Origin of the sequence: Anaerolentibacter hominis, from assembly GCF_032380675.1 — a bacterium.
GTDB lineage: Bacteria > Bacillota > Clostridia > Lachnospirales > Lachnospiraceae > Anaerolentibacter > Anaerolentibacter hominis.
The window spans coordinates 155,573-179,633 of the sequence record NZ_JAWDIX010000003.1 but is presented as its reverse complement, the minus strand read 5'-3'; the positions used below and the strand labels follow the sequence as shown (position 1 = coordinate 179,633).

Annotated in this window: 25 protein-coding genes; 20 read left to right on the top strand and 5 right to left on the bottom strand. The window is 46.8% G+C overall.

The genetic code is table 11. From position 1 onward, the window contains the following. Positions 1 to 8: 8 nt before the first annotated feature. The 9 genes from ABCW47_RS12175 to ABCW47_RS12135 all read left to right on the top strand — a co-directional run bounded on the left by ABCW47_RS12175 (position 9) and on the right by ABCW47_RS12135 (position 8,680). A complete protein-coding gene (locus ABCW47_RS12175) occupies positions 9 to 1,322 on the top strand; it encodes a hypothetical protein (RefSeq protein ID WP_343210207.1) in 1,314 nt (437 codons plus the stop codon). Positions 1,323 to 1,363: 41 nt separating this feature from the next. After that, positions 1,364 to 1,537 (top strand): Flp1 family type IVb pilin, encoded by a 174-nt coding sequence (locus ABCW47_RS12170; protein WP_343210206.1) that lies wholly within the window; start codon positions 1,364 to 1,366, stop codon positions 1,535 to 1,537. Further along, a complete protein-coding gene (locus ABCW47_RS12165) occupies positions 1,534 to 3,579 on the top strand; it encodes a DUF5702 domain-containing protein (protein WP_343210205.1) in 2,046 nt (681 codons plus the stop codon). Before ABCW47_RS12170 ends, ABCW47_RS12165 begins: the two co-directional genes overlap by 4 nt. 129 nt (positions 3,580 to 3,708) lie before the next feature. Beyond that, positions 3,709 to 4,512 (top strand): TadE/TadG family type IV pilus assembly protein, encoded by an 804-nt coding sequence (locus tag ABCW47_RS12160; protein ID WP_343210204.1) that lies wholly within the window; start codon positions 3,709 to 3,711, stop codon positions 4,510 to 4,512. A gap of 21 nt (positions 4,513 to 4,533) precedes the next feature. After that, positions 4,534 to 4,956, top strand: a complete 423-nt coding sequence (locus ABCW47_RS12155; RefSeq protein WP_343210203.1) for a prepilin peptidase — start codon at positions 4,534 to 4,536, stop codon at positions 4,954 to 4,956. Continuing rightward, positions 4,947 to 5,504, top strand: a complete 558-nt coding sequence (locus ABCW47_RS12150) for a TadE family protein (RefSeq protein ID WP_343210202.1) — start codon at positions 4,947 to 4,949, stop codon at positions 5,502 to 5,504. The genes ABCW47_RS12155 and ABCW47_RS12150 overlap by 10 nt, the downstream gene beginning before the upstream one ends. 15 nt (positions 5,505 to 5,519) lie before the next feature. Continuing rightward, entirely contained in the window at positions 5,520 to 6,761 is a 1,242-nt protein-coding gene (locus ABCW47_RS12145) for a DUF6382 domain-containing protein (protein WP_343210201.1), read from the top strand. Positions 6,762 to 6,840: 79 nt separating this feature from the next. Then, the gene (locus ABCW47_RS12140; RefSeq protein ID WP_343210200.1) at positions 6,841 to 7,911 is read left to right on the top strand and encodes a rhomboid family intramembrane serine protease; all 1,071 of its coding nucleotides are present in this window, start codon (positions 6,841 to 6,843) and stop codon (positions 7,909 to 7,911) included. A gap of 352 nt (positions 7,912 to 8,263) precedes the next feature. Then, positions 8,264 to 8,680 carry an HIT family protein gene (locus ABCW47_RS12135; protein WP_343210199.1) on the top strand — a complete coding sequence of 139 codons (417 nt, stop codon included), beginning with the start codon at positions 8,264 to 8,266 and terminating at the stop codon, positions 8,678 to 8,680. Positions 8,681 to 8,910: 230 nt separating this feature from the next. On the opposite strand, the gene ABCW47_RS12130 is transcribed toward ABCW47_RS12135, so the two are convergent. Then, positions 8,911 to 10,005, bottom strand: a complete 1,095-nt coding sequence (locus ABCW47_RS12130) for an undecaprenyldiphospho-muramoylpentapeptide beta-N-acetylglucosaminyltransferase (RefSeq protein WP_343210198.1) — start codon at positions 10,003 to 10,005, stop codon at positions 8,911 to 8,913. Positions 10,006 to 10,053: 48 nt separating this feature from the next. After that, entirely contained in the window at positions 10,054 to 10,296 is a 243-nt protein-coding gene (locus ABCW47_RS12125) for a TIGR03905 family TSCPD domain-containing protein (RefSeq protein WP_343210197.1), read from the bottom strand. 201 nt (positions 10,297 to 10,497) lie between these two features. Between ABCW47_RS12125 and ABCW47_RS12120 the strand changes: the two genes are divergently transcribed. From ABCW47_RS12120 to ABCW47_RS12110, 3 genes are all read left to right on the top strand, one after another. Next, positions 10,498 to 11,199, top strand: a complete 702-nt coding sequence (locus ABCW47_RS12120; protein ID WP_343210196.1) for a 5'-methylthioadenosine/adenosylhomocysteine nucleosidase — start codon at positions 10,498 to 10,500, stop codon at positions 11,197 to 11,199. A 348-nt stretch (positions 11,200 to 11,547) separates the two neighbouring features. Then, positions 11,548 to 12,228: a hypothetical protein gene (locus ABCW47_RS12115; RefSeq protein ID WP_343210195.1), complete on the top strand. Its 681-nt coding sequence runs from the start codon at positions 11,548 to 11,550 to the stop codon at positions 12,226 to 12,228. A 205-nt stretch (positions 12,229 to 12,433) separates the two neighbouring features. Continuing rightward, entirely contained in the window at positions 12,434 to 13,780 is a 1,347-nt protein-coding gene (locus ABCW47_RS12110; protein WP_343210194.1) for a glucose-6-phosphate isomerase, read from the top strand. 88 nt (positions 13,781 to 13,868) lie between these two features. On the opposite strand, the gene ABCW47_RS12105 is transcribed toward ABCW47_RS12110, so the two are convergent. Further along, positions 13,869 to 14,699 carry a biotin--[acetyl-CoA-carboxylase] ligase gene (locus tag ABCW47_RS12105; protein ID WP_343210193.1) on the bottom strand — a complete coding sequence of 277 codons (831 nt, stop codon included), beginning with the start codon at positions 14,697 to 14,699 and terminating at the stop codon, positions 13,869 to 13,871. 15 nt (positions 14,700 to 14,714) lie between these two features. Continuing rightward, positions 14,715 to 14,999, bottom strand: a complete 285-nt coding sequence (locus ABCW47_RS12100; protein WP_343210192.1) for a hypothetical protein — start codon at positions 14,997 to 14,999, stop codon at positions 14,715 to 14,717. 249 nt (positions 15,000 to 15,248) lie between these two features. On the opposite strand from ABCW47_RS12100, the gene ABCW47_RS12095 reads away from it, so the two are divergent. The 7 genes from ABCW47_RS12095 (at position 15,249) to recR (ending at position 21,530) form a co-directional block, all read left to right on the top strand. Then, positions 15,249 to 15,764, top strand: coding sequence for a transcription repressor NadR (locus tag ABCW47_RS12095; RefSeq protein ID WP_343210191.1), 516 nt, complete (start codon positions 15,249 to 15,251; stop codon positions 15,762 to 15,764). 80 nt (positions 15,765 to 15,844) lie between these two features. After that, complete coding sequence (locus ABCW47_RS12090; RefSeq protein ID WP_343210190.1) at positions 15,845 to 16,903, top strand: PTS sugar transporter subunit IIC; 1,059 nt, start codon at positions 15,845 to 15,847, stop codon at positions 16,901 to 16,903. 66 nt (positions 16,904 to 16,969) lie between these two features. After that, on the top strand, positions 16,970 to 17,524 hold the full coding sequence (locus tag ABCW47_RS12085) for a biotin transporter BioY (RefSeq protein WP_343210189.1): 555 nt from the start codon (positions 16,970 to 16,972) through the stop codon (positions 17,522 to 17,524). 278 nt (positions 17,525 to 17,802) lie between these two features. Next, positions 17,803 to 18,876, top strand: coding sequence for a 6-phosphofructokinase (locus ABCW47_RS12080; RefSeq protein ID WP_343210246.1), 1,074 nt, complete (start codon positions 17,803 to 17,805; stop codon positions 18,874 to 18,876). A gap of 125 nt (positions 18,877 to 19,001) precedes the next feature. Beyond that, positions 19,002 to 20,570 (top strand): DNA polymerase III subunit gamma/tau, encoded by a 1,569-nt coding sequence (dnaX, locus tag ABCW47_RS12075; RefSeq protein WP_343210188.1) that lies wholly within the window; start codon positions 19,002 to 19,004, stop codon positions 20,568 to 20,570. 14 nt (positions 20,571 to 20,584) lie between these two features. Continuing rightward, positions 20,585 to 20,932, top strand: coding sequence for a YbaB/EbfC family nucleoid-associated protein (locus tag ABCW47_RS12070; RefSeq protein WP_343210187.1), 348 nt, complete (start codon positions 20,585 to 20,587; stop codon positions 20,930 to 20,932). A 1-nt stretch (position 20,933) separates the two neighbouring features. Continuing rightward, positions 20,934 to 21,530 (top strand): recombination mediator RecR, encoded by a 597-nt coding sequence (gene recR, locus ABCW47_RS12065; RefSeq protein ID WP_343210186.1) that lies wholly within the window; start codon positions 20,934 to 20,936, stop codon positions 21,528 to 21,530. Positions 21,531 to 21,751: 221 nt separating this feature from the next. Here recR and yyaC read toward each other — a convergent pair whose 3' ends face one another. After that, on the bottom strand, positions 21,752 to 22,405 hold the full coding sequence (gene yyaC / locus ABCW47_RS12060) for a spore protease YyaC (protein WP_343210185.1): 654 nt from the start codon (positions 22,403 to 22,405) through the stop codon (positions 21,752 to 21,754). Between the two features lie 273 nt (positions 22,406 to 22,678). Here yyaC and ABCW47_RS12055 point away from each other — a divergent pair, with 273 nt between their 5' ends. Then, on the top strand, positions 22,679 to 23,974 hold the full coding sequence (locus ABCW47_RS12055) for a LysM peptidoglycan-binding domain-containing protein (RefSeq protein ID WP_343210184.1): 1,296 nt from the start codon (positions 22,679 to 22,681) through the stop codon (positions 23,972 to 23,974). The last annotated feature ends 87 nt before the right edge of the window (positions 23,975 to 24,061 follow it).

Genomic DNA, 24,061 nt, shown 5'->3' with positions numbered 1-24,061 from the left:
GGAGGACTGTGGATACGGAAAAGCTTTTGGTACGATTTCTTAACAGCACAGGCTGGTCAGATAAATTAAACCGGCTTTTTATTGGTGAAAGAGATAAGCAATCCCGCTTTTTGAAAGGGCTTGTGCGCAGGTGGATCATAATTGTAACCGCAGTCGCGGGTTTACTGACGGTGATCGGTATCCGAACATCTGCTGATCAATCCTGGAAGCTGACCAGTCTTTCCAGACCGGGTATGGGAATGGGTTGTACAACGGTCTCCTTTACCGCCGTGTTAAAAGAAAAAGATCAGATGATTCGTACGCCGGTTACGGTAGAACTGGAAGAGAGAGAATATACGGACGAGGAGGTAAGAAAGTTCCTGGATAACGGAGTTTCCTATCTTGAACAAGAACTGCTCGGAGAAAATCCCTCTGCAGGGAGGATTACAGATCCCCTGAACATCATGGAACAGATTCCGGGTACCCCGGTTTCTGTACGATGGGAGATGGACCCAGGGGGTTACCTGAGCGGGGACGGAAGTATCCGTAAGGAGCAGATACCGGAAACCGGGGTAAAAATCACTGCTGCCGCCAGGCTGGAATGTCAGGGACGGAACCGGGTCAGAGTTTTTGAACTATTTCTGCTTCCGGAGGTGAGAACAGAGGAAGAGATTCTGGCTGGAAATCTGAGAGAAAAGATACTCCGTCTGCAGGATGAAAACAGAGATCAGGATCAGATTGCGCTGCCGGATACTTTGAATCAATATCAGGTCTCTTATGAAGCTGAAGACCGGCAACCAGTATTGCCCCAGCTAATGACAGCAGGTATTTTAATGATACCGATATCGGGCTATTGTCTGCTGCGCACGATTGACGAGGGGCTCAAAAAGAAAGAAAAGGAACTGAAAAATGCTTATCCGGAGTTTATTGACCTGTTTGTACTGCTGTTTGGGACAGGGTTGTCGGTGAGAAATATATGGCAGAGAATTATGCTGGAATATGAAAAAAATAAAGAAAGACAATTTCTATATCAGGAGATGTTTGCCTCCTGGAATGAAATAGAACGGGGAAGCTCATTTGAGAAAGCGATTGAAAATTTTGGACGGCGATGCGGAATACAATCCTATATCAAGTTTTCATATCTGCTTTCCCAGAATTTGAAAAAGGGAACCAGAGAGCTCCTGGATATGCTGGATTATGAACGGAAAGAATCGATAAGCGAACGGCAGGAGGAAGTCCGGAAAAAGGGGGAGGAGGCCAGTACGAAGCTGCTGATCCCCATGACAATGATGCTATTTATCGTGCTCATGATTATTATGATACCGGCATTTACAACAATATAAAAGAAAGAGAGGAGGGCACGGCGTTATGCTGTGAATGAAAAATGGAAGAGATAAAACGGTTTATCAGGGAAGAAGATGCAATAGGTGTAGTAGAAATTATATTAATACTTGTAATTTTAATCGGACTTGTTCTGATCTTTAAGAATCAAATTACATCCATTGTCGAGAAAGCGTTTAAGACGATAACAAAAGACAGCAAAGATATTATAGGATGAACAGACAGAAAGGCGGTGTTACCGTATTCTTAAGCCTTATTTTTCTGCTGCTGGCGGCGCTAACGGGATCACTGCTGGAAGCAGCCAGAATAAAAGCAGCCGCTGGAAACGGGGAGAGGCAGCTTTTAAATGCGGAAAATACACTGTTTACTTACTATTATCGGCCTCTTTATGAGCAGTATCATATTTTTGGAACCATACTGCCGGAAGAAAAAATGCGCAGTGTCATGGAGGATACAATCAGGCGATCTATGAACCCGGAAGGCGGCGCCGGTCTGGACCTTTTTAACATGACTCTCAGCGAAATCAGAATCATAGAAAAGGTCCCTTTATCCGAGAATGGAAATCTGCTGTTCCTGAAAGAAGCGAAAGAATATACGAAGTACCATTATAACAAAGAACGAGTGCTTAAAAACGCCGGACAGACAAAGGATCTGCCGGAACAAAAAGAGACAATAGAATTAATGGAGGCGGAAAGTACGCTGGAAACACAGGCGGAACAAGCCGGGCAACTGCTGCTGAAATTTATTGAAGCGGTAGAAGGAATCCATATGGGAAAGGAGGGACCTGGTTACCGAAGCGACGGGAAATTAAAGACAGAACCTATATTTGTCAAGATGTTATATTACGGTTCGCTGACACCTGCCGGACAGGGTATCGGCAATGATTTAGTATGGGAATCACTGCACTCCCGGTACATCGACATTGAAGAACTGCTGGGGCGGGAGGACGGCCTGACACAGTTTCGCACAGTTATACGTCAGATTAAGACTAAGACCACAGAGGCTCTTTCTATTCTGAAACACTTCAAAACCGAGGTTAATGAATTGGAAAAAGCGGTTCAGCGCTGCGAACCAGGCAAGGGACAGACGGGGGAGCGTATTCCGAATAAACTAGAGGGATTGTTTCTCATGGAAGCTGACTTCGGATCAATTGCAGAAAATGCGGACAAAATGGAGGACGCCCTGCGTGAAAATTTAGGGCTGCTGACCGGTATGGAGCAGCTTGCAGCCGGGGCAGCCGAAGATAAAACGGGACCAATCCGGGAACTTTTTTATCACTATCACATTGCAGATATGAGATTTGACTATTCCAGTCTGAAGACTGAAGCAAAGACAGTACGACAATGGAATAAATTAGCCTCGACCCTGGGTAAAGGTATATTAAGCCTTATGGTTGAAGACCGGCAGACGCTTTCTGATAAGTCAATCTCCAAAAATAAAAGTAGTTCAGCCTTACCTTTTTTATCAGCAGAAAATATCCGGGATGGAATCCGGGATGAAAACAGCCGACTGGAAGAACTTACCGGTACAATGGAGGATAAGATCCTGCTGGGAGAATACATCAATGAACATTTTACTAATTATCTTGATTCAGATGATGACAATCACAGACTGGACTATGAGCAGGAGTACCTGATAGGAGGCAGAAGTACGGATCAGGAGAACCTGGCTGCAGTACTGGAACGGATTCTGATTTTCCGCACGGTACAAAACTATATCAGCCTGCTGAAAGATGCGGGCAGCAGAGATAAAGCGGAGGCTATGGCGGCTGCAATTGTGGGATTTACCTGTATGAAACCGCTTGTACTTACAGTTAAACATACAATTCTTCTGGTCTGGGCACTAGAAGAGTCAATGGTAGAGACCTCTTCGCTGCTGAGTCAAAAGCGTATTCCCGCGGTGAAAAAGGCGGATCAGTTTTCTGTTTCCTTTTCCGATATCCTGCTCTTTAATAAGACAATGCTAAAAGAAAAAGCTGCCCGTCTGCCGGACAGTGTGCAAAGAGGGAGTATGTGCTATTGGGATTATATCAGCCTGTTCCTGTTTGCTATGAAAACGGAACTTATCACCTCAAGATGTATGAATCTGATTCAGGTAAATATACAACTTCAGGAGTTTGAAGGATTCACATGGAATCACTGCTATTACGGTATCCATGCACAGGCTGTATTCTGCCTGGAGAATAACCTGCCGGGAATTGCAGTTATTTTTCCGGCAGCAGATACCGTTCATGTTGAATTAAGCGGCACCTATCATTAAGGAGGGGCCGGGATGTTCTTTCTTTTAAAATAAATAAAGTGTTTTCCCACAATAAAATAATACCCCCCAAAATGTATGTAATTAAAAGAAAGAACGTCCCCGCCCTTCTTTAAGGGAGGGAATATTAATATGAAAGAGAAGAAGATTCGGGGCGCGGTTACGGTGGAAACGGCAATAGCACTGCCTTTGTTCTTATTTGCCGTGCTGGCCCTGGCCTATTTAATTCAAATACTTAAAATTCAGGAACAAGTCGGACAGACCTTGTATCAGACAACAAATTGGGCGGCTGCACAGTGTTGTTTGAGAGACGAGGATGAAAAAGAAGTTTCCTATATCAGCCTGGCTGTTCTGTACCAGGCGTTTCAATCATATCTGCCTGAGGGTGATACCGGCTATCAATGCATTCCAAATGGAAGTCAAAGTATTGCTCTCAGGAAATCTTATGATAAGACCACAGAGGAGGTATTCACAGTAAGAGCGGACTATCGGGTCCGTCCTCCCGTACCCTTTTTGCCTTTTGTTTCCTATCCTGTTAGCCAGCAGTTTTGCTCCAGGGAATTCATAGGGGATGATCAGGTTTACGATGAAGGAGAGGCTGGTGTACCGGAGACGGCGCCCGGGGATGACCAAATTGTATATATGACAGAGAGTGGGACGGTTTATCATATTCGAAAGGACTGTTCCCATCTTACCCTTACGATATATGCTACGGCCAAAGACGAAGTGGACCATATCAGAAATGAGTATGGGGCGAAATACTATCCCTGTGAAAAATGCATAAAAAAGAATACTCCTGCCCGGCTCCTGGTAGCCGCGGATGGAAACCGATATCACAGCAGTGAAAACTGCAGCGGACTAAAAAGAACCATAAAAGAGGTTTACCTTCGGGATATCCCGGGGATAAGATCCTGCAGCCGATGCGGAGGGGGTTAAAAACAGTGGAGATAAGTACATATGAATACCGCGATTAAGCTTTTGACATTTGCAGGGCTTACGATCTGCATGATAACAGATATGAAGGACAAAACAATCAGAACCGTTATTCCGGTGGTTTTAATTGTGATAACCGGCCTGTATGGGGTTTTCTTTCAGAGAAGTTTTCTGCCGGACGCAGCAGGAGGATTCTTAATCGGAATGGCTATTTTGGCAGCAGCCTGGCTGACCCGTGAAAAGATTGGTATCGGAGATGGCCTGATATTTTGTACTACCGGTCTGCTGCTTGGCTTCTGGAAGAACTTAAACCTGATCTTTTTCACCTTCCTGCTGGCTTCTATTACAGGCTGCATTTTATTGGCGCTGAAAAAGATAGACAGACAAAGCAGAATTCCCCTGGTTCCCTATATATGGATCTGCTTTATAGGAGTGCTATGGATTTAAGGAAAAGGGTTATGGGCAGCTATACGGTTGAGGCGGCGCTGATAATGCCCATTGTAATCGTCATTATTACCGCTCTGATGATGCTGTGCATGTATCTGCATGACAAAGTGGTTTTGGAAAGTACGGCGGATGCGGTTCTTGACCGCGGCGGCAGACTGATACGAGATGCCGCAGACGTGGAAACAGGGAGATCCGATTACCGGTCCTTGTCCGGCCGAAGCGTTTATTATCCCTTTCAGGATAAAGAAAAGGAAGAGACAGATATAAGCTATCGTGTAATAAATGGTCTGAAAGGAAAAGGAATGCTATTATACGGATCGGGCATGATTATGACAGCGGTTTCGCCGGCGGAAATCACCATAACAGTTACCTATTCAAAAAAGGGAGCCTCTTTTCTTATGCCTGATACAATCAGTCTGACGCGCAGGCTTGCCATGACTGATCCGGAGGAACTTCGCCGGGGGCTTGCCGATATAGATGGCTTAACGGAAAAATCGTATTGGATGCTGCATGAACATCTGGACTATATCGGGGATCTTTTTCGCTGAGGGGAGAGAAGTACAGTGTCTGAATTAATTACAGAACGTAAAAAGGATATACACAAAGAATACCTGATCATCAAAGGTACGGAGGAAACATATCGGAGCAAAATGCTGTGCTATAACGAGATATCAGGGGTTGTGGCACTAGAAATACACCGGATCGACAACAATCTGGAATATCACTATGATATTACCGGTTATACCGATTTAAAACAGTTTCTGAAACAGGGAAATATAGATGCGGATCATATAAAGGACTGGCTGAGAGGTATCTTGCAGACGATAGACAGAGGGGAAAACTTTCTTCTGGCGGAACAGGATTTTATTTTGGACCCGGAATATGTGTTTATCAACAAGAAGAATAAGATTGAGCTTTGTTACCTGGATGGTTATTGCAGGCCGGTTCAGGAACAGCTTACCGCATTATTTGAAGAGCTTATTAATTGTGTGGACTATAAAGATGAGGCTGCCGTTACGCTTGCTTATGAACTATATGACGCATGCCGGAAAAACTGCAGTTATGATGGGCTTATGGATATCTTAAGAAGGAGCGGGACTCCTCTCCTGCTTCCGGAACCCGAGGAATACCAGGAGTCTGAGATGGAGGAATTATCTTCGGATAAGGTTCAGTCCCTGACCAGAAAGGAATTGAATGGACAAGCTAGAATCCGCATAGCGATTTTACTGTTGTGTATGGCGGCAGCCGGGGGAGGTCTGTGGTTTGGCGGTGTTTTTCAGGGGGCGGACGGTTCCGTTGACTGGATAAAGACAGTTGTGTTTCTGGCGGTTTGTATTGTGACTGCGGCCGTAATGTTTTGGCCGTATTTGAAAAGTGAACCGGAAATGGATGAGGCGGATAAGCCAATCTTTTCGGAAATTTCTGCCTTGGGGTATTCTGCTTTGGAAACAGAGAGGACAGAAGAAGACACTGACAAAACGATTATTTTAAGAGAATTCTCCAAACCGACAGGGTACTGTCTGCAATCCGTGGATACGGAGAGAAAGATTATGCTTGAAAGTCCTTGCACGATTATAGGAAAAAAGAAAATGACGGGACAAGGATACCTTGACGACTGTACAATAAGCAGACAGCATGCAAAGTTAGAAGAAGAGGGAGGTAAACTATATATTACAGATCTGAACTCGACCAATGGAACTTATGTAAATGGCATACGGCTGACACAACAGGAGAAACAACTTCTGCAGCCGGGAGATCAGGTATTATTTGCCAGGCTGGAATTCCGGCTGGTACGTGAGGAATAGAAACACTCTTATTTTGTTTATATTGCTTCCAGGCTTAAAAAATAGTAAAATGAGAACCAGAACAAGAAAGGAGTCTGATATGATAGATCAGATAAAAAATGTTCTGGACTCATTGGGGTATCGTGCAGTTTCGCTGAATGTGGCAGGCTGCGCTATGTATTTTACGGAAGAAAACGCAGAAATGTATATTGTTGCTCTGTTTCACTGTCCCCGTGGGGATGAGTTTACGCAGGCCCAATATGAGCACATACTATATCAGATTAAATATGGATTTTTGCCGGAGCGGGGAAAGAACCGTCATATTCTGGGAATTATCTGTACGAATGTACCAGATGAAGGAAGAAAGATATATTCTGAACAGTACGGCGGCTGGATCGTGGATGAATATAATAAGCGGCTGCTGGTTTATGATATGCCGGCCAACTTTTTTTATCCGGTACGCGCCTCTATCGAAAGGCTGCTGGCACCGTTTTCTGCCGCACAGGGGAGCAACCCGTACCAAAGTACCCGGAGTTCCGTTAACCAGGCCCGGCCGGATAAGAGGAAGAACCGTTTTTTTTCTCCCTGTAATACAGTTATTATAGCGGTTAATATAATTGTATACCTTGTAGTTTCTCTGGGCGGCTCCGTCTATGATTCCGAATATATGCTCTCAAAGGGAGCTATGTACTGGCCTTATGTAATAGGAGGGAAAGAATACTACAGGTTATTTACTTATATGTTTCTTCACTTTGGACTTAGTCATTTGTTTAATAATATGCTGGTTCTCTGGTTTATCGGTGATAATCTGGAGAGAGCGGTAGGAAAAGTGAAATATCTGATTATATACTTCGGGACCGGAGTGCTGGCAGGAGCAGCGTCCATGATTTGGAATATGAGCAGGAGCCAGCCGGTTGTATCCGTAGGAGCTTCGGGGGCTATTTTTGGAGTGGTTGGAGCTCTGCTCTATGTGGTAACCGTGAATCGGGGCAGATTGGAAGACCTGAGTACCGGACGCCTGATGCTGTTTGTCCTGCTCAGTGTCTACAGCGGGATAGTCAGCCAGGGCGTTGATAATATGGCGCACATCGGCGGCTTTATTTCAGGTCTGGTTCTTGCGCTGATTCTTTATCACAAAAAGGAACGCAGGAATAATGGTTCAGTATGGTGACAATTTCTGATATGTCGGAGCGAAGCTGAACCCAGTAGGGCAATAATTTCAGGTTTGGATCTTTGGCCTCCAGCAGCTGTACCGTACTGCTTACTGCTGCAATCGGATTGCGCAGGTCATGAAGCGCCTGTTCGAGGAGGCCGGAGGAATCGTCATGGTCGGAAGATAGAATGGACGTTTGAGTGACCGGACGATCGTTCATAAGTGTAGAAGGCTGATCTTTAAGCAAACTTAGCACCTCCGTTCAGGTAAATTCTGGAATTATAATGATATCAGGTATTCTGGCAAACAGCAATAAAAATGTTGTTACAATTTTAGACAGTTTGTGTCTATTTAAAGGAGGATTTCAGTAATGAAAGAGGATAATTGTATTTTTTGTAAAATTGCGGCTGGAGAAATACCGTCCATGACGATTTATGAGGATGAGAACTTTCGGGTAATCTTCGATATTGCGCCTGCTTCCAGGGGCCATGCGATTATACTGCCGAAAAATCATGCGGCAAATATCTATGAACTTTCCGAAGAAGACTGCTCCAAAGTTTTTGTGGTTGCCGCAAAGGTTGCCAGGGCAATGAAAAAGGTTCTGAATTGCGACGGCATGAATGTGCTGCAGAATAACGGAGAGATTGCCGGTCAGACCGTATTCCACTTTCACGTGCACCTGATTCCCAGATATAAGGATGATACAGTAACGATTACCTGGAAGCAGGGCGAAGCTGATATGGAAGAACTGGAACAGATAGCAGATAAAATAAAAGAAGAACTGTAAATATATGTGGCAGTTTTGCCTAAGACAGCAAAACAGGCCGCAGATGCGGCCTGTTTGTTCTTGCATAGGAAAGTTCTCCAAACTTTCCTATGCAAGAAAATAACCATCCTATGCGCACTCGCGTAAAAGGAGATAGTCAGCGAAGCTGACTACGCTCGGCGCGCAAAGCGTGCAAACCCCTCAAAGATTGAGGAGTCAGGGGAGCTGAGGTGGGCTGCCCGCTTTGTTCATTACAATTTTTCGGCTTTTTTCGATTCTGGTGTACGAACATTCTGATTGATTAAGCCAACGATTTTTTCTATAGCATTGCTCTGACCGCTCAGTTCCATAGCCTGAATATAAGAATTCAGGTTTGAGTAGACGGTCGTCACCGCTTCCATAAGAGTTTCATTAGACATCTTTTCTTCTTCGAGCACATAGCTGAATCCCTGACGTTCAAAGGATCTGGCATTTAATATCTGATCTCCTCTGCTGGCAGCAGCCGGAAGCGGGATCAGGATATTTGGTTTGCGCAGCGCCAATAGTTCACATATTGCATTTGCGCCGGCCCGGGATATTACAATGTCAGAGGCTGCAAACAGATCAGCCAGTTCTTTCTTAATGTATTCAAATTGTACATAGCCGGGAGTTCCTTCCAGGACAGGGTCCAGTTTATCTTTGCCGCACAGATGAATGACCTGAAAATCCCTCAGAAGTTCCGGAAGAACCTTGCGGACCGCATCGTTGACAGACGCAGCGCCCAAACTGCCGCCGATCACCATTAATACCGGCTTGGAGGAAGTGAAATGACAGTAATCCAAACCTGATATTTTATTGCCGGCATAGAGCTCTTTCCGGATCGGAGATCCGGTTAACACGGCCTTATCTCCGGGCAGATTATTCAGTGTCTCCGGAAAATTGGCGCAGATTTTTGTGGCCCAGGGAATACACAGACGATTCGCCAGGCCGGGTGTCATATCCGATTCATGAATGATAGCAGGGATTTTTCTACGTTTTGCAGCCAGTACGACTGGAACCGCCACAAACCCGCCCTTGGAAAATACAATATCGGGTCTCAGCTTTTTTAACAGTGTGTTCGCCTGGGAACAGCCCTTTAATACCTTGAAGGGATCAGAAAAATTCTTCGGGTCAAAGTAACGGCGCAGTTTGCCGGAAGATATACCATAATATGGAATACCAAGATCTTCAATCAGTTTCTTTTCGATCCCGTCATAAGAACCGATGTAATGTACATCATAACCTTCTTCTTTTAATTTAGGCAGCAACGCAATATTGGGAGTTACGTGACCCGCTGTGCCGCCTCCGGTTAATACAATTCGTTTCATATCCGTACTTCCTTTATTTTATACTAAAACTTGTGCAGAGACCGGCGTTTAGCCCTTTACATACTCTTTTAGTGCGCGGGCCAGCTGGTCCGGACAGGATGTAGACTTGTATCCGCATTTGATTCCTTCCAGACGCGTGATGGCTTCGTGAACTTCCATACCCTCAACCAATCGGGCAATACCTGTAGTATTCCCCGCGCAGCCGCCATCAAAACGGACCGATGCAAGCCTGCCGTCTTCCACCTCAAAATGAATGGCTCTGGAGCAGACTCCTGATGTCTTGTATGTCATTTGATCATACCCTTTCCGTTAACTTTATCCTTTATTCTATACTATGACCTTTTTTTTTGCAAACCCTATTCTTTTCTGCTAATATATTATTAAATTTCAATTCGGAGGAAGAAAAAGGTTGAAGGTAATCTTTCAACCATACGTATTGGGCCTATTCCCGTTTTGGGAGGGACTCAAAACGGGAAAGGCATGGGTATAAAAATGAAAAAGATAGGCATTATCGGAGCCATGGAAGAAGAAGTTGAACAGTTGATTGCAGAGATGAACGACAAGCAGCTGGTACGGAAGGCTTCTATGAATTTTTATACAGGGAAGCTCTGCGGATGTGATGCTGTTGTAGTCCGGTGCGGAATCGGGAAGGTAAACGCGGCACTGTGCGTTCAGATTCTGGCAGATATCTTTGAGGCAGACTGTGTGATCAATACGGGAATTGCCGGCGGTCTCGATGCCCGGATCAAAATTGGAGATGTGGTTGTCTCTACAGAGGCCCTGGAGCATGATATGGACGCAGGGGGATTCGGTTATGAGGCAGGAGTGATACCACAGATGGATGTCTCCGTCTTCCAGGCAGATGAGCCATTGCGCGATCTGGCAGTCCGGGTATGCAGGGAGGTAAATCCGGATATTCAAGTACTGCCCGGCCGGATTCTCACCGGGGACCAGTTCGTCTGCAGCAGAGAGAAAAAGGAGTGGCTGACAAAGACTTTTCACGGAGCCTGTGTGGAGATGGAAGGCGCGGCAATTGCCCATGCAGCCTATCTGAATCAGATCCCGTTTGTCATCCTGAGAGGTATCTCCGATCAGGCGGATGATGGTGCGGAGATGGACTACGATACGTTCGAAAAGCTGGCGATCTTGCACAGTGTCAGACTGGTGAAGGGAATGCTGGAACAGTTGATGTGATAAAGTTCTGCATGGTTCCCCTTTTTTCCTTAAAATACAGTAAAAAACGGCCGGGACAGGGCTGGTTTTTGTCGAGATTTTACGACGAAATCATGGCCTGGAAGTCTTGTTTGCAGAGGGCTTGTCCGCTATACTTGTTGTGATAACTTTAGAAGGCAGTCCGAAAAACAGTGTGATCCACAGCCGGTTTTTCAGATCTGGCTGCCCGGAGTACAACCAGATAACTGTGTGCGGGACAACAAAGCCAGGTACCTTTGCTGTTCGATTTTCTGGGTTTGGTGATAATAGCGGTATAGACGCAAATCACTGGAAACGGTATTCTGCAAGGAAGGAAAGGAAGGGGCTTACATGGTAAAATTTTTAGAAAATCATTGGATTATCTATGGAATGCTTGGAATCTGCGGACTGGAGATATTACTGCGCCTGATTTTGAGCGGCATGTACACCAGACTGATAAGGACATCCAATAAAATTGGGAGTACAAAGAACAAGCTGATGAAACGGTTTTATGAAGCCGGACAAAAGGCGCTTAAGGGCGAAATACATATACAAAATGTGGATATATATGTGGATAAGTGCCTGTTTAACCACAAATGCGGTGGATTTCGTCTTTCTACCTGGGAAAGATTATGCAGAAAATTGACGGCATTGTGCTTTCTGACCGGCTCAGCCGGGGTTGTTTTGGGACTTTATTATGAGGTGGGACCGAACTATATGTTATCCACACTGGTCACCTTATTTGTGTCTGGGGAATTGTTGATAATTATGGAGATACTGTCTAAATTACCCCTTCAGAAAGAAATGCTGTATGTGAATATGAGAGACTATATGGAGAATGCCCTGGGTGTGACCAGGATACAGGAACCGGAACCCGTGAAGGAACCGGTGCTGTCTCTGAAGGAGAGAGCGAAGCGCAGAGAGTCCGATCTCGAAGCGGGACAGGCTTTGGCAGAGCGCACGGCAATGAATCCCAGGGAGCAGCAGGTGGTAAAAGAAGTACTGCAGGAATTCATGACAGAGGCCACCTAAATAAGTCAGAAAATTGTTGTTTTTACTTGCTTATTTTGATACAATAATAGATGAAAAATTCTTTTTTCAAAATGGTTTCGACAGCCTTCGGGCGGGAGATTTTGGAAAGAGAGGGCCGGATTATTTAGAGGGATTTATCAGATATCCGGGCCGGGATGATAGGTATCACTATCATCAAAATTATTGGAAAGGAGCTGCAGTTAAAATGGGAAAACAAGTGACGTTTGACTATTCTCCTGCTAAAGTTTTTATCTCAGATGAAGAAATAAAAATGATGAAGCGTATTACGGACTGTGCCAAGGACGAGCTTCTCGGAAGGCAGGGAGCAGGAAATGATTATCTTGGATGGATTGACCTGCCGGTAGATTACGACAAGGAGGAATTCTCCAGAATTAAAAAGGCGGCGGATAAGATCCGCAGTGATTCAGAAGTGCTGGTTGTAATCGGAATCGGAGGTTCCTATCTGGGAGCCCGTGCTGCAATTGATTTCCTGGGGCATAATTTTGCAAATAGTGTTTCCAGAGAGATCAGAAAATCTCCGGAGATCTACTTTGTTGGAAACAATCTCAGCAGTACATATATGACACACTTACTTGACGTAATCGGCGACAGGGATTTTTCTATCAATGTAATCAGCAAGTCTGGGACAACGACAGAACCCGCTGTTGCTTTCAGAATCTTTAAAAAGAAACTGGAAGAGAAGTATGGAGATAAGGCAGCAGAACGAATCTATGCGACAACTGATAAGGAGAGAGGCGCGCTGAAGAACCTTTCGACGGAAAAGGGCTATGAAACTTTTGTAGTGCCGGATGATGTGGGCGGCCGTTATTCTGTATTGACCGCGGTCGGACTTTTGCCGATTGCAGTCAGCGGTGCTGATATTGATCAGCTGATGGAGGGTGCTGCGTCCATGCGCAAGATTTGCCTGGACAGTGATTATGATAGCTGTGACGCCGCCAAATATGCGGCGATCCGTCATATCCTTCACAGAAAGGGTAAAAAGATTGAGGTTCTGGCTAACTATGAGCCATCCTTCCACTATACAGGCGAGTGGTGGAAGCAGCTCTTTGGCGAGAGCGAAGGAAAAGACCGTAAGGGCATTTTCCCGGCAGCTGTGGATCTGACAACAGATCTGCACTCTATGGGCCAGTTTATCCAGGACGGGGAGAGAATTCTGTTCGAGACTGTGGTGGAGATCGAGGAATCAAAATGTGAGCTTAAAATTGAGGAAGAACCGGTTGATCTGGACGGTCTGAATTATCTGGCCGGCAAGACCGTGGACTTTGTCAATAAGAACGCCATGAGAGGTACTGTTTTATCTCACACAGACGGTGATGTGCCGAACACTTATGTGAGGGTGCCGGAACAGAATGAATATTATCTGGGACAGTTGTTCTATTTCTTTGAATTTGCCTGCGGCATCAGCGGTTATATTATGGGAATTAACCCCTTTAACCAGGAAGGCGTGGAAGGCTATAAGAATAATATGTTTGCCCTTTTGGGGAAACCCGGATATGAAGAAAAGAGAGAAGCTTTATTAAAGCGTCTGTAAAAGATAGTTATAACGATAAAAGGGGCTGTCGCTTTAACGATTGAAAAATCGTGAGCGGCAGCCCCTTTTTTAGGATCAGGAAAGAATATTATTTCGCCAGATAATGCTGGTATGCTTTTCGATAGGCTTTGATATCCGACCCGCCGCACATATCCAGCAGGCTGTTAACAATTTCGCCGATAATCCGGCTTCGGGAGACCATTTCGCTCTCATCCGGAAGCAGAGAAGTGATCAGACTCTGCTGGGATTTTGGAAATAATTCCGGCGCAGCCGAAATATAGATGCCGATGCCTACAATGATGGAATCCACCATCTGATTTTCCAGGGTAAGAAGGGTTTCTGTCAGTACACCGCATATTTTTTTGTCTCCAATATAGACATTGTCAATGTCCCGCACAGACAGGGGAGCGCTGGTGAGCCGCTCCAGGGCGTGACAGATAGAGACGGCAACGGCAGGCGGAAACTGGCGTGTTTCTTCCAGGCTCTGATTGACCCGGAGAAGCAGGCTCATATAGATACCGGTATCGGCCGGCGAGAAAAAGACCGAGCCGCCCCGTCCTCTGCCGCAAGTCTGGTGATTTGCCACGATCAGTGTTCCATGGCCGGTGGCTTCCAGGTTCTTTCTGCGGGCCTCCAGATTGGTGGAATCAATTGATTTATGGGTATAAATAGGAATATTTTTATACTCTTTTTTCAAAAATGGCAGGATGCTCTCGGGAGACAGAATATCGGAACGATCCAGAAGACGGTACCCTCTTCTAGTGGCCGCTTCGATGGGATAGCCCTCTTCCTTCAGAGCCCGGATAGCCTTCCAGACCGCTGCCCGTGTCACCTTCAGGTGATCGGCCAGCTCCTGCCCGGAGATATCGGTCTCCCGGTTTTCCTCCAATATACGAAGGATATAATGTTTCAGTGCCATAGGCTGCCTCTTTTCTCAGGAAACGAAAGGATCATCTTCCTCAATGACCATGATCTCAAAGGCATCGAAAGGAATTGATTCAATAAAATTGTCCTGTGTAAACCGGGTCCTGTCATGACGCTGAAATTCCGCTATATTTTTATCCAGCCAGATAGGTTTCGGCAGATCAAATTCATAACAAAGGCTGTCAATGGCAGAGAAAACCTTTCGGGTCCGGTTGATCTTAGGGCTGTCATCGCAGACGACATAATCTTTCATTAAACGTGTATCTTTCCAGATTTTTCCCCACAGACGAAACATGCTGTTTACCTACTTTCTGATTAAACTCGGCGTAATTTTAGAGTTCCGGTGTATGATGTATTTAGTATATCCGGTTTGTGTTTTGAAGTAAAGGTTGAAAAAATTGCATTTCACAGGTAACTCCCTGGAGGCAATGCTGTCGTGCAACTTGTCCTTGACCGGCAGGCACCGGCCTTGTACACTTAAATAAGAAAACTTCTGGACACAAAAGGGTTTTGAGTGTTCAATGATTCGGCATGGAGGAATGATATGGAAGGCGGAGCAAGAAGGGAAACGATTATCCATATCCTGGAGCAGGAAAGACAGCCTATTTCAGGAGCAGAACTGGCCAGGCGCCTGGGTGTAAGCCGCCAGGTGATCGTACAGGATATTGCACTGCTGCGTGCGATTGATAAAAATATATTATCTACAACCAGGGGCTATTTATACTTCAGCCCTCACCGGGAGAAGGTGAACCGGTGTTTTCCGGTAAGGCATACCACGGAGGAAATTGAGGATGAACTCTGTACCATCGTGGACCTGGGAGGCAAGGTGCTGGATGTAATTGTCAGCCATGAGATCTACGGGCAGATCGCGGCTGATCTGGTCATAGCCAACAGGCAGGATGTATATGACTTTGTAAATAAGGTAAAGTTAAAGAAAACAGTCCCCCTGAAAGAATTAACGGAGGGTATCCACTACCATACGGTGGAGGCGGACAGCGAGGAAACGCTGGATCGGATTCAGGAGGCTCTCCAGGGAAAAAATTACTTGCTTAATCAGTAGACATATGCTAAACTATGGCCGACATAGCTGACAAGACAGCTGTAAATACATAGTGAAAGCGAAGACGGGGGATTGATGATATGAAACGGTTACTGAATCGTATTTTTATTGATGGTCTGAGCGGAATGGCGCTCGGACTATTTGCAACACTTATTGTTGGAACGATTATCCAGCAGGTTGGGCTGCTGATCGGCGGCAATATCGGAAATTATATGTTTACGGCGGGCAAGGTGGCCGGTGCGCTTACAGGCGCGGGGATCGGCTGCGGCGTGGCATATAAATTCAAAGAAAGCCCGCTGGTAGTGCTGTCCGCTGCTACAACCGGTATGGTAGGCGCTTTTGCAAGCAAACTAATCGCTGGGACCGTGCTGGTGGACGGCGCTATAACCCTGGCTGGCCCGGGAGAGCCTCTGGGCGCTTTTGTAGCGGCTTATGTAGGAATTGAAGTTGGACATCTTATCTCAGGGAAGACGAAGATTGATATTGTGCTTACACCCATTGTTTCTATCCTTTCCGGCTGTGCCGTAGGACTCCTGGTGGGCCCCCCGATTTCTTCTTTTATGCTGAAACTGGGTGAGTTGATTAACTGGGGAACGGAGCAGCAGCCTTTCCTGATGGGAATTGTGGTATCGGTTCTGATGGGTATGATTCTGACCCTGCCGATCAGCTCCGCGGCACTTGGCGTTATTCTGAACCTGTCCGGTCTGGCCGCGGGTGCGGCGACGGTGGGCTGCTGTGCCAATATGATTGGCTTTGCGGTGGCAAGCTACAGAGAAAATAAAATGGGCGGATTTCTGGCACAGGGTCTGGGAACCAGCATGCTGCAGGTTTCGAATATCGTGAAAAAGCCGATTATCTGGCTGCCGGCGATTATATCAAGCGCTATTTTGGGACCGGTGTCCACCCTGCTGTTTGGAATGACAAATAATGCAACTGGTTCCGGGATGGGAACTGCAGGCCTGGTGGGTCAGATCATGACGTATCAGACAATGGTCGGCGACGGCGTAAGCGCCACGGTTGTGCTGATCAAAATTTTTATTCTGCACTTTATTCTGCCGGGTATGCTGGCGTTTGGCATTTCGGAGTTTATGCGCAGGAAAGGCTGGATTAAGTCCGGGGATATGAAGCTGGACGTATAATATACAGGCAAATGGCCGGGGCGCTATTGCCGATCAGGTTACGAATGGTTATGGGATGGGAGAGTTATGAGGAATCAGAGATCCAGAAAAATTGTTTTTATTGGGATGTTCGCCGGGCTGATGGCTGTATTTTCCCAGATCTCTTTTCCGGTTCCCTTTTCCACGGTCCCTTTTTCTCTTGGTGTTTTTGGAGCATTTTTAAGCGGGGTGATGCTTTCGCCATCGTCCGCCGTTCAGGCGCAGGCAGTTTATCTTCTGTTGGGCGCGGTGGGGCTGCCGGTATTTTCTCAGTTTACCGGAGGGCTTTCTATCCTGGCGGGACCAACCGGAGGCTTTCTGGCGGGATATGTGCTGCTGGCCTTTTTCAGCAGCTTTGTGTCCCGGAGGATGAAAAAATATCAGATTATCGGAGAATTTGCCGGAATGCTCTTAGGCCTGGCACTGTGCTACATCTGCGGCATGCTGTGGTTTTCCAAAATTATGAATGTGCCGGTGATGTCGGCCTTCGTCCTGTCTGTGATGCCCTTTATTCCCTTTGATCTGGTTAAACTTGTACTGGCGTGGTATGTGGGAAAAATATTAAAGACAGCCTTTGAAAAGTCAGGGCTGCGGATGCCATAAATGAAATAGTACTTTAACAAGATGGACCCCTGGTAAGACTGTGGATGAGAAACAGGTCTTTTCCAGGGGTTTGCTGTATTAAGACATTAGTATAAGGCAATATACCGATTGCTGGCAAGGCGGCAGATTTTTGACAAACCTGGGGATATATAGTAAAATATTTTACATAATTAACGGCAAAATAAGGAATTTTAAGAAAGCCTGAGAATGCACATCTTCCAGGGTTGGCGGCTAGCAGGCCGCAGGAAAGAATGGAAACGGAAAGGAATGGTGAATACATGAAACGAGTTGGCTTTATTACGAGCGGCGGCGACTGCCAGAGTCTCAACGCAACCATGCGAGGCGTTGCGAAAGCATTATATGAGGATTTTCCGGATATTGAAATTTTTGGAATCCTGGAAGGCTATAAGGGCTTGATATATGGAAATTATAAGAAAATGCAGCCTCAGGACTTCTCTGGTATTCTGACCCGGGGCGGAACGATTATCGGTACTTCCAGACAGCCGTTTAAGCTGATGCGGGTGCCGGACGCGAACGGTCTGGATAAAGTAGAGGCAATGAAGGAAAACTATAAAAAATGGAAACTGGACTGTCTGGTTATTCTGGGCGGCAACGGTACACAGAAAACCTCCAACCTGCTCAGGCAGGAGGGGCTGAATGTAGTTGGTCTTCCAAAGACAATCGACAATGATATCTTTGGAACAGATATGACGTTTGGGTTCCAGAGTGCTGTTGATATCGCCACCAGCGCTATCGACTGTATCCATACCACGGCGGCCTCCCACGGCAGAGTATTTATTGTAGAAGTTATGGGGCACAAGGTTGGATGGCTTACTCTGCATGCAGGTATTGCAGGCGGAGCGGACGTGATCCTGCTCCCTGAGATTCCATATGATATTAATAAAGTGGCTGATACGATTCAGAAGAGAAATAAAGCGGGCAAGAGATTTTCCATTATCGCCGCGGCGGAAGGTGCTATCTCCAAAGAAGATGCGGCCCTGCCCAAGAAAGAATTGAAAAAGAAGCTGGAGAATAATCCGTATCCGTCCGTAGCCTATAAGATTGCGGCGGATCTGGAGAAGATTACCGGGCAGGAGATGAGAATTACGATTCCCGGACACACCCAGAGAGGCGGCAGCCCCTGCGCTTACGACAGGGTAATTTCTTCTCGTCTGGGAGCGGCGGCGGCTGAGCTGATCCGACAGGGAAAATTCGGATACATGGTTGGGTTTAAGGGAAATGAGATCATCCCGGTTCCGCTGGAGGATGTGGCGGGTAAACTGAAGATGGTTGATCCGGATGCTTCTATTATCAAGGAAGCAAGACACATAGGAATTAGTTTCGGAGACTAAGGGATATACGGGAATGTCTGCAGGCAGGGACTCTGTTTACCGACATTCCCGCTCCATGTCTCCCTGTCTTTAAGAGGCTGCAGTTTCCGGAAATGGACGGCGGCCGGTGCAAAGGAGTAAAATACATGTCTTATACGGCCCTGTACAGAAAGTTCCGGCCCAAACGTTTTGAGGACGTAAAAGGGCAGGAGCACATAGTCACAACATTGAAAAATCAGATCGCGGGAGAGCGGATCGGTCATGCCTATCTGTTCTGCGGCACCCGGGGAACCGGAAAGACGACGATAGCCAAGATATTTGCCCGGGCGGTGAATTGCGAACATCCTGTAGACGGAAGCCCCTGCGGGGAATGTGAAACCTGCCGGAATATATTGAATCAGACTTCCATGAATGTAATCGAGATTGATGCCGCATCCAACAATGGTGTGGATAATATCCGGGAAATCATCGACGAGGTGCAGTATTCCCCTACGGAGGGGAAATATAAGGTTTATATTATCGACGAGGTACACATGCTGTCCACCGGGGCGTTTAACGCCCTTCTGAAAACGTTGGAGGAACCGCCCTCCTATGTTATTTTTATCTTGGCGACCACAGAGGTTCATAAGATACCGATTACGATTCTCTCCCGGTGCCAGAGATATGACTTTAAGCGGATTACTATTGACACGATTGCGGAGCACCTGAAGGAGCTGCTTGAGAAAGAGCAGGTGGAGGCCGAAGAAAAGGCGGTCCGCTATATTGCCAAGATGGCGGACGGCTCCATGCGTGATGCTCTGAGCCTGCTGGACCAGTGCATTGCTTTTTATTTCGGGAAGCCGCTTACCTATGACAATGTTCTGTCCATGCTGGGTACGGTGGACAGTGAAACATTTGGAAAGATCCTGCTGGAGATCCTTCAGGAAAATGTGGTGGGTGCCATTGAATTGCTGGAGGATATGATCATCCGGGGCATTGAGCTGGACCGGTTTGTCCAGGATTTCACCTGGTTTCTCCGCAATATTCTGCTGCTTCAGGCTTCTGATCAGGCGGCTGATATGGTGGATGTGCCCAGTGATCAGATCAGCTTTTTAAAACAATTGGGAGAAAGAATTGACAGCGACCAGCTGATGCGGTATATTCGGGTATTATCCGAGGCTTCCGGCAGCCTCCGTTACGCGTCTCAGAAGAGGGTGCTGGTGGAGATGACTTTGATCAAGCTGTGCAGGCCTCAGATGGAAAGCAATTACGACAGCCTGCTGGATCGTGTGCGGCAGCTGGAAGAGCAGATTGAGAGGGGTGTCCCGGCCGCGGCTCCGGGACCGGCCGCATCTGTGTCTGCTGCGCGCCAGGATAAGAAAGCGGAGGCCCCGAAACCGGTCCTGCCCGCGGCGCTGTCCGATGAGCTTAAGGCGGTTGCGGCTAACTGGCAGGGAATTGTTGCCAGAGCGGGAGGGGTACTGGGAAATACCTTGACGGCGGCAGTCCCCAGCGTGGGAGAGAATAATACACTGATGCTGGTATTTTCCGATGGATTCGATTACGAATTTGTCAGCAAGGAGCAGCATATAAGAGACATAGAGCAGTTGATTGCGGACGCCATCCAAAAAACGGTGGTTGTTCAGACGAAGCTTCTGGAAAACAGGGAGGATTCCCGCAGCGCAGTGGATATAACAAAACTTGTGAAAAATGTACCGATTGAATTTGAAGATTAAGGAGGATATGAGCGATGGCAAGACGTGGAGGATTCCCGGGAGGCGGTATTCCCGGTAACATGAATAATTTAATGAAACAGGCACAGAAGATGCAGCGCCAGATGGAAGAGAAGGCGAAGGAGCTGGAGGAGAAGGAATGGGAAGCAACTGCCGGAGGCGGTGCGGTAACCGTTAAGGTCTCCGGAAAAAAAGAAGTCCTCTCTGTAAAATTATCAGAAGAGGTTGTAGACCCGGATGATATTGAGATGCTGGAGGATCTGATTGTAGCAGCGACGAATGAGGCGCTCAGGAAGATGGAAGAAGAGTCTTCGGCGGTGATGAATTCCATGACAGGCAGCCTGGGAGGAGGATTCCCATTCTGATATGGATTATTACAGCAATCAAATCGGTAAACTGATCGAATGCCTGGGCAGGCTTCCGGGTATCGGTAACAAATCGGCACAGCGGCTGGCCTTCCATATTATCAATATGCCGGAGGAACAGGTGAAAGAGCTGGCAGATACCATTACCGAGGCGAAGCACAATATCCGTTACTGTGAGGAGTGCTGTACGCTGACGGATGAAGAGCTGTGTCCCATTTGCCGGAGCCCGAAGAGAAACAAGCGGCAGATTATGGTGGTGGAAAATCCCAGGGATCTGGCGGCCTATGAAAAGACAGGAAAGTACGAGGGCGTCTATCACGTGCTTCACGGGGCGATCTCCCCGATGCTGGGCATCGGGCCGGGAGATATTAAACTGAAGGAACTGATGCTGCGCCTGCAGAAGGATGTAGATGAGGTGATTATCGCCACCAACTCCAGTTTGGAGGGAGAGACGACCGCCATGTACATCAGCAAGCTGATCAAGCCTACCGGGATTAAGGTGACAAGGATCGCCAGCGGTGTGCCCGTCGGCGGAGATTTGGAATATATAGATGAGGTTACCCTGCTCCGGGCCCTGGACGGCCGGATCGAGCTGTAAACCGGAAACATAGAACAGACAAAAAGAAAAAGAAGTTCCTTAGCGGAACTTCTTTTTCTTAATTAATGAGAGGGGGAGTATTTTCAAGGTTTCTTGAAAATGTTTACGATTATTAGTATAGACGGAATTTGTGGCGAGAGTGTGTACAGTCTATAAAAGAAATCTTTCAATTATAAAAAAAGTCTAAACCAATCCTTTCCTTTTTGAAAAACGAAAGGATCTTATTTCTCAAGACAGCAGAATGCGAATTGCAGCCCTTTGCAGATCGCATCCGCCAGATCCATCACCACGCAGAGCCTGGTTGTCTGCAGGCTGGTATAATTTAACATCAGCTGTTCCTGACTGGCCAGAAATTCGTTGATCTCCGGGGTTTCCTCCGGGTAGCTTCGTTTCGCTCCGGCCTTGCTTATACCTACTATGCCGGTAATCGATATATCACCCACGCTGGGAAGATCCTTTCCTATTCCCAGTCCGGGACGAAGTCCGCCCTCACGGATCGTAACCAGCCCAACATGATGGCTGACACCCAGGGAGGCGTCCACTGCAATGATACATGCATCCGGATGTTTGGCGCCGATCTCATTCAGTGTACTTTTTAAGTTACCGGCGTGGACCGGTTTTTTCAGGGAACCATAGATATAAACAGGACGAAGCCCGGAGCGGGGACGGATTTTTCTGCGCTCTTTATTTAACTGACGGTATTTATGGCCGACCAGGGGCCCAAGACAATCCCCCGTTGCCCGGTCAGATCCGATACAGAGCAGGCAGAGTGTTCGGGAACCCCCGGCCTTTTCATGAATCAGTTCTGCCAGGCCCTGACAAAAGGCAGCCAGATCGCCGGCATCTTTACAATTATAGTATTGCACGGTATGCATGTGAAACCTCCCAATTTTCCAGGAATTACAAATCTTGACTATATTCAGCTATAGTATTACCTAAAATTGCCACCCTATACCGGAAAACCCTGTCCCGCCGCCGTGGTCATCCTCCCGGGAAGCCGGAATATGGGGAAAAATGTCTTACTCTTAAGACCATATATGACAAATTTTTGTCCTGGCTTGTGATAGAGTGAAAGAAAAATCTTTTAATGCCTGCAGGCAGATATTCGCTCTGCAGGGCCGGCATCTAAGATAAAGGGAGGAAAAGCAATGAGTGACTCAGGATTTCAGCTGCCCAAGAACATCCGGCAAATGGGACAGGTCAAAGGGAAATACCGGATTTATATGGAAGACTATGTCAGTACATATATAAAGCAGTTGACAAACAGCGAAAATGAGACGGAACCGGTTGCGGTTTTACTCGGCAGAACGGTGGAAGAAGATGACTTGTGTAATGTTTTCGTGGTAGGAGCGGTTGCCATTCCGGAAACTTCCCTGAAGGACGAAGAAGTATTTGGCGGCAGCATGTGGACCGAAATCTATGACAATATCAAGAAATACTTCAACGATGTGGAAGTGATCGGCTGGTTTACTACCTGTGATATGCAGTCGGAGACGGCAGACGGAGTTTATATGCAGACTCACCTGAAATATTTCGGAGGCCAGGGAAAAATTCTGCTGCTGTACGACCGGTTTGAGCAGGAAGGGAATTTTTACATCTATTATGACGGAGAACTGCGGCGCCAGAGCGGGTACTACGTCTACTATGAGAAGAACAAGGAAATGCAGAATTACATGGTGGAGTCCAAGGAACCCCGGCCCAGCCTGGAAGCGGACTACGAGGACAGAGCTGCCAAGAAGATCCGGAGAGTGCTGGAGACGAAGACAGAACAGAAGCCGCCTGCCTTTATGTCAAGGCTTGTGTATGTGGGGACCGTGATGCTGGCCGGTGCCTTGCTGGTGACAGGTGTGACGGTATTTAACCAGATGAACCAGATGGGGAAGATGGAACAGACCCTGGCAAATATTTCGGACAACTTAAACGATAAGGAACAGCAGCAGACTTCTGTGGAAACCGTGTACGGCGAGCTTGACGGGGCAAAGAAGGACTCCGAAGGTATTATCAAGGATATGGAAGTGCCGGGGGAGGAACCCACGCCGGAAGAACTGGCACAGCTGGAAAAGGAAGAGAAACAGGCAAAAGAAGAGGAAGAAAAGAAAAAGGCCGCGGAGGAAAAGAAGGCCGCGGAGGAGAAAAAGAAAGCTGCGGAGGAAAAGAAGGCCGCGGAAGAAAAGAAGAAAGCGGCAGAGGAAAAGAAGGCCGCGGAGGAGAAAAAGAAAGCTGCGGATAAGAAAAAGGCAGAAGAAAAGAAAAAAGATGATAAGAAGGATTCCGTCCCTGCAAGCGGAAATCTTATTTATTATACGGTGAAGAAGGGCGATACCCTTTCCACAATCTGCGAAGAACTGGGAAAAAAGTGGAGTTACATAGATGAGATCAAACAAGCAAATGATTTGGAAGACGAAGACATGATTATAGAGGGCCAGAAAATTATTTTGCCTTAGTCTGGTCAAGCAGATAAAAAAAGTGTATACTAAATCACGATACTGTGAATTCAGAGAAACGTTTTACGGGATAAGGTGTTTTAAGCT

Bases quoted from the DNA above. Each gene is read 5' to 3' on its own strand.
- ABCW47_RS12115 (WP_343210195.1), top strand. From the start codon at position 11,548: ATGGTAAAATTTTTAGAAAATCATTGGATTATCTATGGAATGCTTGGA.
- ABCW47_RS12105 (WP_343210193.1), bottom strand. From the start codon at position 14,699: ATGGCACTGAAACATTATATCCTTCGTATATTGGAGGAAAACCGGGAG.
- ABCW47_RS12150 (WP_343210202.1), top strand. From the start codon at position 4,947: ATGGATTTAAGGAAAAGGGTTATGGGCAGCTATACGGTTGAGGCGGCG.
- ABCW47_RS12085 (WP_343210189.1), top strand. From the start codon at position 16,970: ATGAGGAATCAGAGATCCAGAAAAATTGTTTTTATTGGGATGTTCGCC.
- ABCW47_RS12100 (WP_343210192.1), bottom strand. From the start codon at position 14,999: ATGTTTCGTCTGTGGGGAAAAATCTGGAAAGATACACGTTTAATGAAA.
- ABCW47_RS12140 (WP_343210200.1), top strand. From the start codon at position 6,841: ATGATAGATCAGATAAAAAATGTTCTGGACTCATTGGGGTATCGTGCA.
- ABCW47_RS12125 (WP_343210197.1), bottom strand. From the start codon at position 10,296: ATGACATACAAGACATCAGGAGTCTGCTCCAGAGCCATTCATTTTGAG.
- ABCW47_RS12135 (WP_343210199.1), top strand. From the start codon at position 8,264: ATGAAAGAGGATAATTGTATTTTTTGTAAAATTGCGGCTGGAGAAATA.
- recR (WP_343210186.1), top strand. From the start codon at position 20,934: ATGGATTATTACAGCAATCAAATCGGTAAACTGATCGAATGCCTGGGC.
- ABCW47_RS12170 (WP_343210206.1), top strand. From the start codon at position 1,364: ATGGAAGAGATAAAACGGTTTATCAGGGAAGAAGATGCAATAGGTGTA.
- ABCW47_RS12160 (WP_343210204.1), top strand. From the start codon at position 3,709: ATGAAAGAGAAGAAGATTCGGGGCGCGGTTACGGTGGAAACGGCAATA.
- yyaC (WP_343210185.1), bottom strand. From the start codon at position 22,405: ATGCATACCGTGCAATACTATAATTGTAAAGATGCCGGCGATCTGGCT.
- dnaX (WP_343210188.1), top strand. From the start codon at position 19,002: ATGTCTTATACGGCCCTGTACAGAAAGTTCCGGCCCAAACGTTTTGAG.
- ABCW47_RS12155 (WP_343210203.1), top strand. From the start codon at position 4,534: ATGAATACCGCGATTAAGCTTTTGACATTTGCAGGGCTTACGATCTGC.
- ABCW47_RS12090 (WP_343210190.1), top strand. From the start codon at position 15,845: ATGAAACGGTTACTGAATCGTATTTTTATTGATGGTCTGAGCGGAATG.
- ABCW47_RS12120 (WP_343210196.1), top strand. From the start codon at position 10,498: ATGAAAAAGATAGGCATTATCGGAGCCATGGAAGAAGAAGTTGAACAG.
- ABCW47_RS12070 (WP_343210187.1), top strand. From the start codon at position 20,585: ATGGCAAGACGTGGAGGATTCCCGGGAGGCGGTATTCCCGGTAACATG.
- ABCW47_RS12080 (WP_343210246.1), top strand. From the start codon at position 17,803: ATGAAACGAGTTGGCTTTATTACGAGCGGCGGCGACTGCCAGAGTCTC.
- ABCW47_RS12055 (WP_343210184.1), top strand. From the start codon at position 22,679: ATGAGTGACTCAGGATTTCAGCTGCCCAAGAACATCCGGCAAATGGGA.
- ABCW47_RS12165 (WP_343210205.1), top strand. From the start codon at position 1,534: ATGAACAGACAGAAAGGCGGTGTTACCGTATTCTTAAGCCTTATTTTT.
- ABCW47_RS12130 (WP_343210198.1), bottom strand. From the start codon at position 10,005: ATGAAACGAATTGTATTAACCGGAGGCGGCACAGCGGGTCACGTAACT.
- ABCW47_RS12110 (WP_343210194.1), top strand. From the start codon at position 12,434: ATGGGAAAACAAGTGACGTTTGACTATTCTCCTGCTAAAGTTTTTATC.
- ABCW47_RS12095 (WP_343210191.1), top strand. From the start codon at position 15,249: ATGGAAGGCGGAGCAAGAAGGGAAACGATTATCCATATCCTGGAGCAG.